The organism is Lacihabitans lacunae (assembly GCF_042649125.1).
Lineage (GTDB): Bacteria > Bacteroidota > Bacteroidia > Cytophagales > Spirosomataceae > Leadbetterella > Leadbetterella lacunae.
The window spans coordinates 2,384,463-2,399,253 of the sequence record NZ_JBHRYQ010000001.1 but is presented as its reverse complement, the minus strand read 5'-3'; the positions used below and the strand labels follow the sequence as shown (position 1 = coordinate 2,399,253).

General features: G+C 37.1%; 16 protein-coding genes. 7 read left to right on the top strand and 9 right to left on the bottom strand.

The genetic code is table 11. The features are described 5' to 3' along the window. Positions 1 to 70 precede the first annotated feature (70 nt). The 7 genes from ACFOOI_RS10465 (at position 71) to ACFOOI_RS10435 (ending at position 4,905) form a co-directional block, all read left to right on the top strand. A complete protein-coding gene (locus tag ACFOOI_RS10465) occupies positions 71 to 610 on the top strand; it encodes a YceI family protein (protein ID WP_379837763.1) in 540 nt (179 codons plus the stop codon). Positions 611 to 622: 12 nt separating this feature from the next. Next, entirely contained in the window at positions 623 to 1,645 is a 1,023-nt protein-coding gene (locus ACFOOI_RS10460; RefSeq protein ID WP_379837761.1) for a hypothetical protein, read from the top strand. 126 nt (positions 1,646 to 1,771) lie between these two features. Continuing rightward, on the top strand, positions 1,772 to 2,464 hold the full coding sequence (locus tag ACFOOI_RS10455) for a Crp/Fnr family transcriptional regulator (protein WP_379837759.1): 693 nt from the start codon (positions 1,772 to 1,774) through the stop codon (positions 2,462 to 2,464). Positions 2,465 to 2,532: 68 nt separating this feature from the next. Beyond that, positions 2,533 to 2,979, top strand: coding sequence for a DM13 domain-containing protein (locus ACFOOI_RS10450; protein WP_379837757.1), 447 nt, complete (start codon positions 2,533 to 2,535; stop codon positions 2,977 to 2,979). An 8-nt stretch (positions 2,980 to 2,987) separates the two neighbouring features. Then, entirely contained in the window at positions 2,988 to 3,695 is a 708-nt protein-coding gene (locus tag ACFOOI_RS10445) for a hypothetical protein (protein ID WP_379837755.1), read from the top strand. Then, the gene (locus ACFOOI_RS10440; protein ID WP_379837753.1) at positions 3,692 to 4,186 is read left to right on the top strand and encodes a hypothetical protein; all 495 of its coding nucleotides are present in this window, start codon (positions 3,692 to 3,694) and stop codon (positions 4,184 to 4,186) included. Before ACFOOI_RS10445 ends, ACFOOI_RS10440 begins: the two co-directional genes overlap by 4 nt. Before the next feature lie 2 nt (positions 4,187 to 4,188). Then, positions 4,189 to 4,905 carry an NRDE family protein gene (locus ACFOOI_RS10435; protein WP_379837751.1) on the top strand — a complete coding sequence of 239 codons (717 nt, stop codon included), beginning with the start codon at positions 4,189 to 4,191 and terminating at the stop codon, positions 4,903 to 4,905. Here ACFOOI_RS10435 and ACFOOI_RS10430 read toward each other — a convergent pair. The 9 genes from ACFOOI_RS10430 to ACFOOI_RS10390 all read right to left on the bottom strand — a co-directional run bounded on the left by ACFOOI_RS10430 (position 4,902) and on the right by ACFOOI_RS10390 (position 14,779). Continuing rightward, positions 4,902 to 5,576, bottom strand: coding sequence for a DUF2461 domain-containing protein (locus tag ACFOOI_RS10430; RefSeq protein ID WP_379837749.1), 675 nt, complete (start codon positions 5,574 to 5,576; stop codon positions 4,902 to 4,904). The two genes, ACFOOI_RS10435 and ACFOOI_RS10430, sit on opposite strands and share 4 nt — an antisense overlap. Further along, positions 5,569 to 6,228: a peptide-methionine (S)-S-oxide reductase MsrA gene (gene msrA / locus ACFOOI_RS10425; RefSeq protein WP_379837747.1), complete on the bottom strand. Its 660-nt coding sequence runs from the start codon at positions 6,226 to 6,228 to the stop codon at positions 5,569 to 5,571. The genes ACFOOI_RS10430 and msrA overlap by 8 nt, the downstream gene beginning before the upstream one ends. Positions 6,229 to 6,336: 108 nt before the next feature. Continuing rightward, the gene (locus tag ACFOOI_RS10420; protein WP_379837745.1) at positions 6,337 to 7,404 is read right to left on the bottom strand and encodes a DUF2891 domain-containing protein; all 1,068 of its coding nucleotides are present in this window, start codon (positions 7,402 to 7,404) and stop codon (positions 6,337 to 6,339) included. Positions 7,405 to 7,416: 12 nt separating this feature from the next. Further along, entirely contained in the window at positions 7,417 to 9,030 is a 1,614-nt protein-coding gene (locus tag ACFOOI_RS10415) for a hypothetical protein (protein WP_379837743.1), read from the bottom strand. A 1-nt stretch (position 9,031) separates the two neighbouring features. Beyond that, positions 9,032 to 11,215 (bottom strand): hypothetical protein, encoded by a 2,184-nt coding sequence (locus ACFOOI_RS10410; RefSeq protein WP_379837741.1) that lies wholly within the window; start codon positions 11,213 to 11,215, stop codon positions 9,032 to 9,034. Further along, positions 11,202 to 12,323 carry a BatA domain-containing protein gene (locus ACFOOI_RS10405; protein ID WP_379837739.1) on the bottom strand — a complete coding sequence of 374 codons (1,122 nt, stop codon included), beginning with the start codon at positions 12,321 to 12,323 and terminating at the stop codon, positions 11,202 to 11,204. Before ACFOOI_RS10405 ends, ACFOOI_RS10410 begins: the two co-directional genes overlap by 14 nt. Then, complete coding sequence (locus tag ACFOOI_RS10400; RefSeq protein WP_379837737.1) at positions 12,314 to 13,174, bottom strand: DUF58 domain-containing protein; 861 nt, start codon at positions 13,172 to 13,174, stop codon at positions 12,314 to 12,316. Before ACFOOI_RS10400 ends, ACFOOI_RS10405 begins: the two co-directional genes overlap by 10 nt. A gap of 13 nt (positions 13,175 to 13,187) precedes the next feature. Further along, positions 13,188 to 14,159: an AAA family ATPase gene (locus ACFOOI_RS10395; protein ID WP_379837735.1), complete on the bottom strand. Its 972-nt coding sequence runs from the start codon at positions 14,157 to 14,159 to the stop codon at positions 13,188 to 13,190. Positions 14,160 to 14,164: 5 nt separating this feature from the next. Next, on the bottom strand, positions 14,165 to 14,779 hold the full coding sequence (locus ACFOOI_RS10390; RefSeq protein WP_379837733.1) for a DUF4159 domain-containing protein: 615 nt from the start codon (positions 14,777 to 14,779) through the stop codon (positions 14,165 to 14,167). Between the last annotated feature and the right edge of the window lie 12 nt (positions 14,780 to 14,791).

Sequence of the window (14,791 nt, the reverse complement as noted above, 5' to 3'; positions counted from 1 at the left end):
GACAAAGTGCTGTATGTCCATCTGTTAATTTTACTTTTGAAAATTTTAAACATCACTAAACAAAAAGAAAATGAAAATCTACAATAAATCAATTTCCATTTTAGCATTAATACTTGTTACTTCGTCGGTTATTTTTGGCCAAGATTGGAAGCCCACCGACGGTAAAGCCAATTTTACGATTAGAATGTTAGGAGCCAACGTAGACGGTAAGTTTGGAAACTTAAAAGCCAACGTGAGGTTTAGTGGAAATGACCCAAGTTACATATCAGCTACTGTAGATGCCTCTACTTTAGATACTGACAATAGCCTTAGAAACAAACATTTAAAAGAGAAAGAAGAGTTTTTTCAGGTAGATAAATATCCAACACTAACTTTAACAAGTACCCAAATAGGAAAAACTGCCGATGGCAAATATCAAGGTACGTTTAGGTTAACTATTAAAGATGTAACCAAAATAATCAAAGTTCCTTTTACTTTTTCTGAATCAGGAAATCAGGGTGTATTGAAGTCTGATTTTGTGATAAACCGTAAAAGTTGGAATTTCGGGGGGAATACGCTCGGAATGGCTGATAATGTGAAAGTTAGTTTACTATTAAATGTAGTAAAGTAAGTTTTAGGGAATATGATGAAATTAAAGATTTGGGCTCTTAAGGTTTTTAAATTTGAATTTTGGCCGTGGCAAGTTTTCTATTTGCCACTTATTCCCTATTACCTTTATTTAGCTTTAAAAAACAGGGATTTATTTTTCCCAGCAAACGTAAATACCTCCTTAAAAGCGGGTGGTTTTTTTAAAGAAAACAAAGCAGAAGTATTACTTAATATTTCGGAAAAATACCTACCTAAGTCTATTTTAGTCGAGAATACGCATGCTCAAATAGATACCTCAGCATTAAACTTCCCGATGGTTGCAAAGCCGGTTTCTGGTCAAAGAGGTAAAGGGGTAACTAAAATTTTGGATAATTCGCAGCTTTCGGTTTACCAGAAAAGTTCCATTGAACCCTTTGTGCTTCAGGAATTTGTCGATTATCCAATTGAGCTTGCGGTGCTTTATTCGCGGTTGCCGGGTCAGGCTAAGGGTATTGTTTCTTCTGTAACATCAAAGGAGTTTTTGACTATGGAAGGCGATGGGCAACAATCCATCAAAGAATTGGTATTAGAAAAACCACGTACAGCAATGCTTTGGGAAACTCTTCAAAAGAATGTTAAAATTAATTGGGAACAAATACTTGATAAAGGAGAGAAAAAGCTGCTCGAACCCATCGGTAACCACTGCAGAGGTACGGTTTTTTTAAACGAAAAAAATATTGATAAAGAAAAACTGGCCAATGTTTGCGATGAGATTTTGAAAGATTTTGAAGGGTTTCATTATGGTAGATTCGATATGAAAGTGAGTTCGGTTTCTGAGTTGTATGCTGGCAAAGGCATTCAGGTTTTGGAGCTGAATGGCGTAAATGCGGATGCGGCACATATTTTTGATCCAAATTACTCGCTTTTTCAGGCCTATAGCGATGTGATGTGGCACTGGAACAGGCTTAGCGAAATCTCACTTGCCAATATTAAAAATGGTGAAAGGATCAAAAGTGCTCATAATTTATTTAGTTTTTATAAGATAGTTTTCCCCAAAGAGTCGGCACTAGCTACTTGATGGAAAAATAATTTAAACTAAACCTCGCAATCGAGAGTTTATCCCTAAGCTTTTATTTAAGTGGGGTTTAGGTTTGAAAAAAGACTATTCCTGCTTATTTTTGAAATACCTAAACTATTAAAACCTATGCTCCAAACTTCCCAATACTGGTATCTACACGATCACCCACTTTTTGATGCACTTAGCTCGCAAGACCTTAAGGAGATTTGTTACATAAGTAAATATAAAACTGCTCGAAAAGGTGAAATTATTTTCTTTTCAGAGGAAAATCAAGATCGAGTTTTTACTTTAAAAAAAGGAAGTATAAAAATCGTGAAAGTAGACGAGGAAGGCAATGAACTGGTAAAAGACATTCTCAAAAAAGGGGATATGTTTGGGCAGCTGGCTCTCAGTCACAATTCGGAAGACGAATATGCTGTGGTGATATCCGAGAGTGTGGTTTTTTGTAGTTTTAAGTCTTCCGATTTTGAAAAATTTATTCAACAAAACCCTGACCTCGCCCTTAAATACACCAAATGGATAGGTTTTTGGTTTAGAAGACTCGAAAATCGATTCTCGAATATCATGTTTAAAGATGTAAGAAGTAGGTTGCTACATTTCTTCTATGATTTTGCAAAAGATCAAGAAATAGACGAAAATGGAATAGTGGTTTTGCCCAATTATCTTACCCACCAAGACATCTCAAGTTTGATTTGCTCAACCCGCCAAACGGTAACTTCGCTACTCAATACGCTCAAAAGCGAGGAGATGATTGACTATTCGAGAAAAGAAATGTCAGTCAATTTGCCGAAAATCAAGGCATCTTTAAAAATTAAATAGTTAGGTCTTTTAGCCGACATTTAGATTTTTTGGTTTTCGTATTTTTACATTATAAACAATGAAACAATATGAAATACACAATAGCACTTTTACTTTTCACTCTGATTTCTTGTAGTAAATCTGAGGTTGCTGCTGACTCAAGTGGCTCTACTCAAACTAACAACATGACCGATGGAGGTGCCGTAAACACTACCGGAAAGAAACTTTTGTTTGAAGGGAGTTTTACAAATGGAGCACACCCAACCTCAGGAAAAGCTGGTATTTATCAAGATGACATGGGGGAAATTACCTTGGTTTTCGATTCCTTTAAGACAGATGCGGGTCCAGATCTTCGTATCTACATGGCCGAAGACAAATCGGTTTCAAATTTTATAGAAATCACCAATAAAGTGGAGAATGGAAACAAGTCGTATGTATTGCCCAAAACCTGGGACAGTGCCAAGCAACGCCAGGTGCTCATTTGGTGCAAGCAGTTTTCGGTATTGTTTGGTTCAGCTGACTTAAAAGCTAAATAACTAAGGATATGAGGTTTAAAATATTAACTATAGTGGCGATTTTTATCTCCACCATGGCAGGGTATGCTCAGGTAAAGTCGTTGGATTTTGCTTTAGCGGCAAAAAACGGTGTAGCACCTTCTTTTTCATTTGAAAACAAATATAACTTTGGAGCAAAAAAAAGACTTTCAATAGCCTATGGAGCCAGAGCGAATGCATATTTTGGAGGAGCAACTGACTATATCACTGCCCCGGCACTGTTAACTTCGGGTAAAAGAAGCCTTGTAGCTTTTTTTACCGAATATAAGCCTGACAAACTCGATACTTTACGTTTAAGTCAGACTGCTACTTTTTCGTTAAACTCTAAACTTGCTCTCGCATATAATTTTAAAAAGTCTGAGATTGGATTTAATATCGACTTGTTTGGGTTTACGTTTGGTGGCAAACAAACGGGTGTTTTTCAAGCCTCCGAATCAAAAAGCCTCAATAACCTTTCAGTGTCAGCAAAGCCAACCTTGTTTAATGCCCTGCTAATTTCTGATAGCGACCGTGGAAGCTTAAACTCAGAACTTTATTATAAAAGATATATCAACGAAAAATCGGCGTTACGGTTTGGCTTGAGTTTTCAGTTTGTGGAATATACCACCGACCGAATTCTGACTTTTGAAAACGACAGGTTTCGACTCAAAACCTTGATGCCGTTTGTAGCGTATAGTTTTAATCCCTTTAAAAAATGAATCAAAGAACCTATCATTTGTCTGTAATTCAGCAAGTTGCAGATTTAGTCTCAAAAACAGATTCTTGCTCGTTTACTTTGCCGCTCTCGGTTTTGGGAGGTGCTAGTTTAGGGCAACATGTGCGGCACATTGTGGAGTTTTATGTGTGTCTTGTAGACGGAATATCGGCTTCTGAAGTAAACTACGAAAAACGAAAAAGGGACCTTGATTTAGAAACTGTCCCTGCTTTTGTACTAGAAAAAATCAGCGAAATACAAGGTGTTTTAAATAATGTCTGTTTTGAAAAAGAGCTCGTTTTAGAACACATAATTTGCGATTCTGTGGCAAAAGTAAACAGCACGATTGCCCGAGAGTTGCTCTATTTGGCTGAGCATACAGTGCATCATTTTGCCTTGATAAAAATTGGCATTGTTCAACATTTTCCTGATATAAAACTTCCTCAAAACTTTGGAGTGGCAGACTCTACAGTAAGACATCTTCAAAAAAAATAATTATGTGTTTGTTAACGTATATTCCTTATGCAAACGGTGGTTTTGTGGTTACCTCAAACAGAGACGAGCACATAAACAGAAAGCGGGCGTTGGCTCCCAAAAGGCTAAAAGTTGCCGATAAAGAGCTGATTTGTCCGGTAGATCCGGTTTCAAAAGGTACATGGATTGGTACTTCTAGCTGCTATACAGTGGTTTTGCTCAATGGCGGCTTGGAAAAGCACATTGCTACGCCACCTTACAAAATGAGTAGGGGGCAAGTGGTTTTAGAATGTATAAAATATAACAAGCCTATTGAATTTTATGAGCAGTTTGATTTTTCGGGTTTTGAACCTTTTACTTTAGTTATTTTTTATAACAATCAGCAAAGCCCAATCTTGGAGATAGTATGGACTGGAACTGAAAAAATCAAAACGGAAATAGACAATACGCAAACTAGAATTTGGTCTTCTTCCACTCTTTATAATCGTGAAGCTCGCCAAAAAAGAGAAGCGTGGTTTACTGATTTTTTAACCGAAAATAAAGACGAAATTTCTGCCGATGATCTTTTGGAATTGCATCATTGCGGCGGAAGCACCGACAAAGAAAATGGTTTTTTGATGGCTAGAGAAAATGGTATCAGAACTGTAAGTATGACACAGATAGAACTCAAAGAAAATACGAAAATGATCCAATACAACGACCTTGTTCAAGGTATTTCTAAATCTTACAGAATTTATTAAACTTCCAGTTCTCCGTTTAAGTTAGTAGTCAAAAAATCAGACATGAGGTCAAAGTAGGGCCTCATTTTTTGAAAAATAGCCACTATTTTAAGATGAAAATTAGGGTCGAGCACTTCCTTGTCTGCAAAATCGTGTTTTAGAATAAACTGTTTTGGTTTCACTAAATCTATATTTTCGTCTTCTTTATCAAATCCCTTAGGTGCAGTTTTTACTTGCTCGCCGTAGACACTTCCAAAAGTCTCCATAAATTCCTTAGATGTGATTATCGCTTTATAATCTGCATTTTCTATTAATATTCGCTCCCGTATTCTCTTCAGATCTTCGGGATTTGGTCCCCAAAAACCACCCGCCACAAAACTATTGCCGGGCTGAATATGAAAATAATAAGAGCCCCGTCTGGTAGCAGTGGCTCTCTTAAAACTCGAAGAAAAATTTATTTTGTATGGCGTTTTGTCTTTTTTGAAACGCACATCTCGGTATATTCTATGTAGGCTTTTGGCTCCCGAAGGGGTTTCGAGTACATCTGTTTTTGTTAATTCTTGATAGACTTTCTCTGCCAAAACTTTCATTTCAGCTAAGGCTTCCTCATATTGATCTTTATGCTCTCCAAACCACTCGCGGTTATTATTTTTTTCTAAAGTTTTGAGGTAATCAAAAACAATCTTATTCATGTTCTTTTTTTAGTAATTCAGGGCGTTTGGCTTGAAATCTTTTCAAACGGGGAATACTTACACCAACCACATAAGGCTGATATGGGTTCAGTTTTTCGTAGTTTTGATGGTATCCTTCAGCTTCCCAAAACTTCTCAAAAGGTACTATTTCAGTTACAATTGGCTTTGCATATATTTTAGCCTTCGTAAGTGAGTCCATATACGCTTCTGCTATATTTTTTTCTGAATCATTTTGATAAAATATGATAGAACGATATTGTGAACCAAAATCTGGTTTTTGGCCGATGGTTGTGGGGTCTTGGGAATCATAAAACACCTCGACCAAGGTTTTGAAATCGATTTTGCTTGGGTCATAGTATACTTCTACAGCTTCTGCGTGGCCGGTTCTGCCGCTTCCTACTTGCTCGTAAGTAGGGTTTTGTTGCGTACCTCCCGAATACCCAGAAATCACTTCTTCTACGCCTGTAAGTGATTCATAGACAGCCTCAACGCACCAGAAACAACCCGAAGCAAAATAGGCTTTTGAGAGTCCTTTTAGCTGTGCAGCTGACTTTGTTGTTTCCTTATTTTTCTTTTTTTGAGCTTGTGTACAAGAGAAACTAAAAATTCCGATTAGTATAAATGCCGAAATCCGTACGATTTGATTTTTCATATTTGTATTAACTTTTAAAGCGTACAATAATAACGGCTAAACCCGCCATATAGTTGGCGAATTTTAATAAAACATCTTTTTTTTTGGAGATTATGTCGCCTAAATTACTCAGTCGAAAATAGCATAAACCGCAAATGAGGCTAGCCAGTGGTCGCCGCCGTAGTTTCCTGAGGTTACATTGGGTAATGTTTTTGTTAAAAAATCTGATGAAGTTTTCTCAAAAATCGCTTTGTATTTGTTTTTTGGGGAAAGAGATTTTGCTATTCCTTTAAAACACCACGCCCTGCTTAAACTTAGGCCGTCGAGATGAACGATCTGAAAGTCAGTTCTGTCACTCACCACCGGTTGGTTCAGTAAGTTTTCTATTGAAGTTTTGTCCAAGTATTTTTTAAACCATTTCTCAAATTCTCTCGCAGACATAATTCTTCTCATCAAGTCGGCCACTTCAAGGCTAGGGGATAAAAAGTCAGAACCATCGGGTTCCATGTAAGCCGGTGCGTTTTGTTGGTGTTTGTAAAATGTGTTGGCTTTTTCTGTAATCGCATTTTCAAATGCTGTTTGTTTTGCCTCACGAGCCCAATCTAACGCAAAACAAAGGCCAAAAGCCGTGTTTGGGTGAACGCCAGTGCGGTTCGGATAGGTTTGTTTCGGCAGAAAATCAGACCAAAGGCTTACGATACTTTCGGTTAAGGGCTGTAGGTTTTGATGCCATTCTTTTGCTTTTGGGTTGTCCCAAGTGAGCAGTTCTTGGTCGAGTTTAAGGAGCCAGGCCCAGCCATATGTCCGCTCGAATGTTTTGGTAGTTTTATATTTTTTAAAGTATTCGGCTTCGATTTTTAGTTTATCAGCTTGTAAACTGTTTTCCAGCGTAGCCATTATTTCGTCTTTGTTCGCAATGTTCGGGTAGGTTTTGAGCAGTTTTATTAGCATCCAGTGTCCATGCACACTTGAGTGCCAGTCTAAACAGCCATAAAAACTCGGATGCAGTTCCGAAGGCAAAAGTCTATGGTCCTCGGGACCGTCTGAACTATGTCCAGTTTTATTTGGAAACTCCTGACTGATGCAATGTAAAGGTAAAGTAGAAAGCTGCAACGCTATTTTTTCTGAAAAAAGCTCTTGTGAATGACCCTCAAAACTAACTGATAGTAGCATAACAAATAAGACGATTTTTTTCATGGGTAACTTATTTTAAAGTTTTTGTTCGAGCCAAATAAATCCAAAAATAAAGATTGCAAACGCAAATCGCCACCAAAGTGAAATTTCTTTTTCTATTCTTTCAGCTTTACTTCCAGTCAGCGTTTCAGCAAAGCTATTGACATATTCAGAAGTGCGTTTTGCTTCTGCATAGTCCTTTTTATCAGTTACAAATACCTCTAGGCTGTCATTCAGTTTTTGCCAACCTTGTTTTTGAAACGAAAGGCTACCTTCGAAGGTAGATTCATTAAATTCTGATTGGGTAAACAATAGCGTGTCTTTAGTAGGAGTTACTAATTTATCAACTGACTTTGTAGCATTTGAGAGTGTTATTTTTTGGGATAAGCCTTTAATTATAGGTGCTTTAATGTCATAGATGTCTTTTTGGCTTGGGTAAATTTGTCGAATTATTTTTTGCCATATATTGGCATATCCCAGACTATCACCTGAAAGATAAAGTGGATACGTTTCACTGTATAAACTCACACCGATTTTCTGATTTTCGGCCGCCATTATATCTCCACTTAGTGTTTTAACTCTGTTGTTTTTATCGAATAAATACGGAAAAGCCAAGGCTCCTTCATTTGTTTCTATTTCTGATTCTGAGCTTATTTTCTTAATTGAAAATGCAGTTCCAAGGTTTTTGTTGATATTAGGTAGATCTTCTGCAGGGTTGTTTAGCCCCATTACCAATACGCTCTTGTTTTGATTTGAAAAACTTTTTGTTATGGCATTTCTTAAGTCTGAAGGGTGAATGACCAAAAGGTCAAAGTCGGCAGCAGGTTTATTAATTTTTGTGGACGATTTTATGTCTTTAGCTACTTGGGTTTTTATTTCTACTGTATGGCCATTTTTGGCAAACCAATTGGCCAAAGTTTTACTCTCAAAATCAGGATTATCCAAAAGCATCAGCACATTGAGGGGCTTTGGCCTAAATGAAAATATCTCTAAAGTTTCAATTGGCATTTGGTTAAAAAACAGTTCGAACTTATTTCTACCTATGCCCAAAAGCGGAAACGAAAGGCGAAATACATTTCCATTTGTTTGTATACTGTCTAGTGTCGTGTTGACACTTTTTGCAGTGAGTGTGCCAATATTTGCTATTTTTCCCCAAACCTCAACAGTTTCCCCTTGTTGGGCTACCGCCGGGTATTTAAGGTTTTGAATGCTGTCTTTTTCAAAATAAGGAATAAACGAAACGCCATTTGGGACTAAGTCACTCAAGTATTTTGTTTCAAAGTCATTTCCGACCACATAAACTTCACCTATGTTTTTTAACCAATCTGCATTTTCTTTGATTCTAGACTTTATTTCGGACTCGGTAAATATGGCTTTGGTTTTAAGGCTGTCGCTGATTCTAATAATTACTTCAGTAGGTACATTTTCTTTTGAGACTATGATTTTACCAGATTTTGCTTCTACATACCATGAAAAGGGAAAGAGTAAATTTAACAATGAGAGTATCAGTAAAACATGTAATGCGATTTTTAATCCCTTTCGTTTTTGATCTTTTTTATTCCAAAAATAATACACCAAACTTGCACTCAGTAAGCCAAGTAAAATCAATTGGATAGTTCCCAAAAATGATATGTTTTGTAGTTTACTCATATTATAGTGCGTCCCAGAATGCCTTTTTTAACTTTGGATTGCTCGTGGTGTTTTTAAAAGAAGTTTCACCCTTTTTTTCTCCACCTAAAACGTGAAGCAAAACTGTCTTCGCCTTGTTTTTTTCTTGGTTATTTAGGCTTTTTTGATTGGCTAGTTTTTGTAAAGTGCCCAAAATACTCAAGTCTGCCCTTGGTCCGTTACTTATCAAAACACCCAAGTTTTGACCTAAAAGCAATACTTTTTGGACTTGATAAGTACTTAAAGTGTTATAGTCTAAAAATGTCAAAACTTCTGCTGCAAGTGTTTTTACTTGGTTTTCGCTCAGTGTTTTCTCAAACTTCTGGTTTTCATTAAATTTGTTCAGTTCTCCAGTTAAGCGTTTTTCTTTTTCCTTAATTGGAGGCGGGTCAAAGCCTGTTTTTTTAACATACACCCGTGATTTTTGTTGTGCATTTTTTAGATATTCCAAGGCCTTGTTTTCAAAAGGAATGGCTTTTTCGGGCTCATATAATCTTAAATGTAACTCGGCTTGCCACATTTGTTCTAAGGCCATTTTTAACAAACTTTTGGTAGACTGCTCGTAATAGGTATTTAGCTCGCCGTCGTCGTGAGCATGCACATAATCTTCTAACAATGCCGCCACCGGGTCCTTGTCGCCACTCATAGGGTTGTCGGGAGCATGGTGATGCTCAGGTTCGGCCGAATGTTGGTCGTCTTCGTGGTCTTCGCTGTCGTGAGCATGCATAAAACCTTTTAGCATATTGCCTTCGTCAGCGTCATGTCCTGGTTCTGAATGTCCTATGTTTGTTTCAAATTCTTCGCCCAAATACTGCCCGTAACGCATACGAAGCACTTTTTGGTCAAAGCCAATCTCATTTGATTCACTGTTAAACGCTTCTTTTTTTATTTTGGCTTTCTTTTTTATCAGTTTTTCGGTGTCTATTATTATCTGTCTTTGGCTTCTAAAATATTCTGGAAGTATATTCATCGCCATGGTAGATAGCTCCGTGTCTTCATTGGCTGCTGTATCTTTAAAGACCACAAAATAGGTGTCCGATTTACTAAAATTTGGCTCGGGACTCTTGTTGTCAAATGCTGCCCAGTAGTAATACAGCTCGTCGCCGGGCGAAAACTTCAATGCTTTTAGGTCAATAGTTTTCTTTATTTGTGCCGACTTGAAATTTTGTTCAGAAATCGGAATTTTCAATTCTCTGAATTTTACATTTTCGCCACTTCCACGTGCTACGGTTGCTACCAAGTAAGCCTGTTTTACTTTAAAATCGTCGGATATTTTAGCAGAAATCTGAAAGGTTTTCGGGTCTTTCAAAAAATGCATTTTGTAAAGTTCTTTGCTAGTCGGCTCTATTTTGGGTGATTCATCTACTTTTGCCTCGATTCTATAAAAATCTGATTGATAGATCAAGGAATCCAAGTAAAAGGCTTTTATGCTGTAAAAGCCAGATGAAATTATGGTTTCACTTAATGCATAAGTACCGTTTTGCGTTTTTTTGAAGTTTAATTGCTGGTTTTTCTGATTCGCGAATTTTACCGTTAGGTTCTCTGTGTTTTCGAATTTTACTGTCCAAGTTGCATGCGATCCCACATAAGTCGAAATATTTAAATCTCCGGATTCTGTTTGTGGCAGACCTGTGTAGTTTGGAGGTGATATATGTACGCTGCTTTGTTTGTAAATTGGAAAAGTCGGGGTGCTTTTAGTTGAACTTATACGTTTTGCTTCTGAAATAATATCGTTTTGCTTTTGAGAGAATTTTAGATTTTTTACACCAAAAAACAAACTCAAAGAGCTTAAAAAGGCAATTAATAGATATTTTGAATATCGCAAAGCTCCCCAGTTAGTGGTGAGTTTTAAGTTTTCTATTCTCTCTAACTGAAGTTCCTCGGCTAAGTTTTTGTCTTTTTTATTTACCAAAGAAAGACTGTGCTCCAGGTTTGGGTTTTGTGCATGAAGAGTCTGAATGGCAGACGGATGTATTGGTTTTTTTATCCAAAAATAAATGAACCAAGCATTAAAAAAAACAAGTGATATAAAGAGACGAATACTAAAGTTTAGGTCAAAAATAGAAAGTAAAAAATACACACTGCCGCCAAGCAAAATAGATTCTGCCAGAAGCCTAAGTTTTAGCTTCCTTTCTTGAATATGTATGACGTTATTAATGTTTTGCATTTCTTAAACTTAGGTAGCGTTCCAGTCCAATTAACAGTAATAGCACTGTTGCGATTATATCATTAAGCAAAGGATTTCGTTTTTCGTTAGTGTTTTCTTTTGTTTTGAACAATGCCAAAACTTGGCCTTTTGTTTTAACATTCGATGAAGAAATTACGCCCCATTTTTCAAATAACATTTGTCCTAAAATCTCAGGCAGCTTTCCTTCGTAAATCTCTAAGTTTTCAGCAATGTTTAGCGTTTCAGGAATCGCTAAACTTGGATTGGTATATGATTCAAAATCGCCAATTAGAATCGTATTTTCATTTTTTAGGTCTTTTGAAAAATACAAATCTGGAGTTTCGGTTGTCGCGTAATCAAAACGTAATCCGTAGGTTTTTTCTAAAGCTCCTAGTCCTGCTTTTAATACATTTATGTCTGAAACCGATTTGTCTATTTTGGTTTTTATTGGGTTACTTACAGCGATTCTGCCTATCGGTGTTTTTGATATTTTTAGCTTTCCTTTTTCAGAAATTAGATATTCGTTTTCTGAAATTTTAAGGCAAGTCGTATTTGTAATGTTTTGTAAATCAATCAAATGTATCTTTGATTTTCCGGGAATGAAAATTTCGGGTGCAGTATTCAAAATATTTGAATGGTTTAAATAAACCTCAAAATTAGGCTTGTCTTGAGCGTTAAGTGTTTTCTGAAATTCTTTTATGTCAAGAGGCTTTTCTACGATTTCGAAATCTATGTTTTGAATCTCTGTCCCATCAACTAATACTACCTTCTCGCCTTTTTTTAGGGCTTCCGAAATCTCAAATCTAAAGGACTCAAGCACGCTTTGGTTTGATTCTAAAATATGAATTTTTGAATCGACTCCATTTTTTGATTTCAATAATATACTTGCTAAAAAAATACAAATTAGGGTAAATATCAAAAGCCTAATAATCAACAATAGAATCTCATCTAGCTTTATGCCTTTGGCACTTGTTTTTGTTTTTTCTGTAAGCCACTTGGTAGCAGCCCAAGGCAGCGGCTGAGCTTTTTTCTGGTTCCAAAAATGTATTGCTAATGGAATACTCAATGCCAGCAGTCCCCATAGCAATTGATTGTTTATTAATTCCATTTTACTTTTTTAAGTGCTTCTTTTATTACCTCAGCTATTGGCTGATTTAGCATGCATTTTTGTAAATGCACATGAGGAATCAGCAGTTCTTTTTCAATATTTTCTATATATGCTGATATGTTTTGTTGGTATTCTTTTCGGATACTTTCTGCGTCTAACTCTACGCTTTTACCTGTTTCTAAATCCACAAAGCGTTTCATCCCTTTGAGGTTTAGGTTAACTTCGTTTTCTCCCAAAATCTGAAAAATAAGTATTTCTTTTCCTGGCTTTGCCCATTTTTTAATGAGCTGAAGCATTTCCTCGTCTATTTGCAGGAAGTCAGTAGCCCAAATTAGCAGTTCTTTTTGTTTGCCACCAAAGTCTGGTAGTGTTTCAAACCTTAGCGGGCCGCTGGCTTTTGCATTTTCGAGGGTATATAATATCCGTTGAAATGTTTGTTTTCCTTGTAGTGCTAGAGGCTCCAGTTTGCTGTTTTTTAAACCAAAAAGATTCATAAAATCTCCTTGTTTATATCCTAAATACGCTATGGAGGCCAACAGTATTTTAGCATAATCGAGTCTCACTACGCCGTTTTCGGTATAGTTCATAGAGCCCGAAAGGTCCAACACAAAGTTGAGCAAAAGCGTACTTTCTGTAGCCGATATTTTTACTTGATGTTTGTTGGTTCTGGCATATAGTTTCCAGTCTATTTTGCTGGGGTCGTCGCCCGGTGTATAGTGTTTATATTGCTCAAATTCCACGCCCAAGCCAGACCTTTTGCTGGTGTGTAAACCCAAAGTAACCTGCTCACTTACCAATTTGGAAGCGATTTGTAGGTTTTTTACTTTTATAAGGTCTTTGGCTAAGGACATTTTGAGGGTTTACTTAATTTTTAATCAATTCTCTGACTACGTCGTCGGTCGTTATTCCTTCTGCTTCCGCTCTAAAATTGAGTGTGATTCTGTGACGCATAATCGGGAAAGCCAACGTTTCGATGTCTTCGGGTGTAACCGAAAATCTACCTTTCAGCACCGCTCGTGCTTTCGAACAGAGAATAAGTGCTTGTCCGGCACGTGGTCCTGCACCCCATTCGCACCATTTTTTTACATATTCAGATGTACTGGTTTCTGGTCTCGAATTTCTTACTATTTTGTTAACTTTAATAATCAAATCATCGTCAATATGTACTTGTCTCGCTAGTCCTTGAAGCTCAATCATATCTTCGGCCGAAAATACTTTTTCTACCTTTGGTTTGGCTGTACCTGTAGTAGATTTTAGTACTGCAAGTTCTTCATTTTCAGAAGGATATGCGAGTTTTATGTATAGCAAAAACCTGTCTAACTGAGCTTCAGGTAGGGGATAAGTGCCCGATTGTTCTATCGGGTTTTGGGTAGCTATAATGAGGAATGGTTTCTCTAAGTCATAGTTTGTGCCGCCATAGGTAACTTTATACTCTTGCATGGCTTCCAAAAGAGCCGCCTGAGTTTTGGGTGGGGTACGGTTTATTTCATCCGCTAGCACTATATTTGAGAAAATGGGCCCTTTGTTAAATTTAAAGAATTTCTTACCTGTTTCGTGGTCTTCTTCTAATATTTCAGTACCCAATATATCACCTGGCATTAAATCAGGCGTAAACTGAATTCGCTTAAACTGCATGTTGAGTGCTTCTGATAGTGTCTTTACCATCAGGGTTTTAGCTAAGCCGGGTACTCCTTCTAAAAGGCAATGACCACCTGCTAAAAACGAAATCAAAATTTCGTCTATTACCTCCGACTGTCCCACTATCACTTTCGCAATTTCGGACTTTAGTTCGGGTAGTTTATTTACTAATGCTTTGTATTTTTCTTTTGTTTCCAAAGTGCTCAAAGGGTTAATGCATAATTGATAATATTGACACTGAACTTGGTGTTGTCTTCTGCTAGCCACCGCTTGTTTCTGAAGTCATAGTCCCACTCGCAGCCGTAGTCTTTGTTGCTATAAAGCAGTCCAATTCTTCCGTTTACTTCTATGGCTTTTAGGTAGTCATGCACGAGGTCGTCTCCCCAGCCGTTAAGTTCAAAACTAGTGGTGGGTGGACCTTCAAATTTGAAGAAATTTGTATATATTTCGTGGGTGTTCGGTATTTTTTTTAGTGCTTTTTGACCAAAAATAATGCCCATTTCTTGTTCAAATGATTTTGCAAAAAGGCCGTCTATGTCGTGGTTGCAGTCATCTACAAACAAAAAACCGCCGTTTTCTACGTACTTTTTCAGATTGGCCCTTTCGGCTACGGTAAATTCTACAAGCTTGTGGCCGCTCAAATAACAGAATGGACTTCTGAATAGATTTTTGTCCGTCAGAAAAATGATTTTTTCCTTCTCGTCTATCGGAATTGTAGTGTATTCTACGAGCGAATTCAATACATTACTAGGCATCCTTTGGTCAGTATCCCAGTCTCCAGAGTTATATTGTATTCTTGTAAATACGAAGGGTTTCAAGCGTTTTTAGTT

Excerpts from the sequence above, each read along its gene's own strand:
- ACFOOI_RS10465 (WP_379837763.1), top strand. The coding sequence starts at position 71 with ATGAAAATCTACAATAAATCAATTTCCATTTTAGCATTAATACTTGTT.
- ACFOOI_RS10460 (WP_379837761.1), top strand. The coding sequence starts at position 623 with ATGATGAAATTAAAGATTTGGGCTCTTAAGGTTTTTAAATTTGAATTT.
- ACFOOI_RS10455 (WP_379837759.1), top strand. The coding sequence starts at position 1,772 with ATGCTCCAAACTTCCCAATACTGGTATCTACACGATCACCCACTTTTT.
- ACFOOI_RS10450 (WP_379837757.1), top strand. The coding sequence starts at position 2,533 with ATGAAATACACAATAGCACTTTTACTTTTCACTCTGATTTCTTGTAGT.
- ACFOOI_RS10445 (WP_379837755.1), top strand. The coding sequence starts at position 2,988 with ATGAGGTTTAAAATATTAACTATAGTGGCGATTTTTATCTCCACCATG.
- ACFOOI_RS10440 (WP_379837753.1), top strand. The coding sequence starts at position 3,692 with ATGAATCAAAGAACCTATCATTTGTCTGTAATTCAGCAAGTTGCAGAT.
- ACFOOI_RS10435 (WP_379837751.1), top strand. The coding sequence starts at position 4,189 with ATGTGTTTGTTAACGTATATTCCTTATGCAAACGGTGGTTTTGTGGTT.
- ACFOOI_RS10430 (WP_379837749.1), bottom strand. The coding sequence starts at position 5,576 with ATGAATAAGATTGTTTTTGATTACCTCAAAACTTTAGAAAAAAATAAT.
- msrA (WP_379837747.1), bottom strand. The coding sequence starts at position 6,228 with ATGAAAAATCAAATCGTACGGATTTCGGCATTTATACTAATCGGAATT.
- ACFOOI_RS10420 (WP_379837745.1), bottom strand. The coding sequence starts at position 7,404 with ATGAAAAAAATCGTCTTATTTGTTATGCTACTATCAGTTAGTTTTGAG.
- ACFOOI_RS10415 (WP_379837743.1), bottom strand. The coding sequence starts at position 9,030 with ATGAGTAAACTACAAAACATATCATTTTTGGGAACTATCCAATTGATT.
- ACFOOI_RS10410 (WP_379837741.1), bottom strand. The coding sequence starts at position 11,215 with ATGCAAAACATTAATAACGTCATACATATTCAAGAAAGGAAGCTAAAA.
- ACFOOI_RS10405 (WP_379837739.1), bottom strand. The coding sequence starts at position 12,323 with ATGGAATTAATAAACAATCAATTGCTATGGGGACTGCTGGCATTGAGT.
- ACFOOI_RS10400 (WP_379837737.1), bottom strand. The coding sequence starts at position 13,174 with ATGTCCTTAGCCAAAGACCTTATAAAAGTAAAAAACCTACAAATCGCT.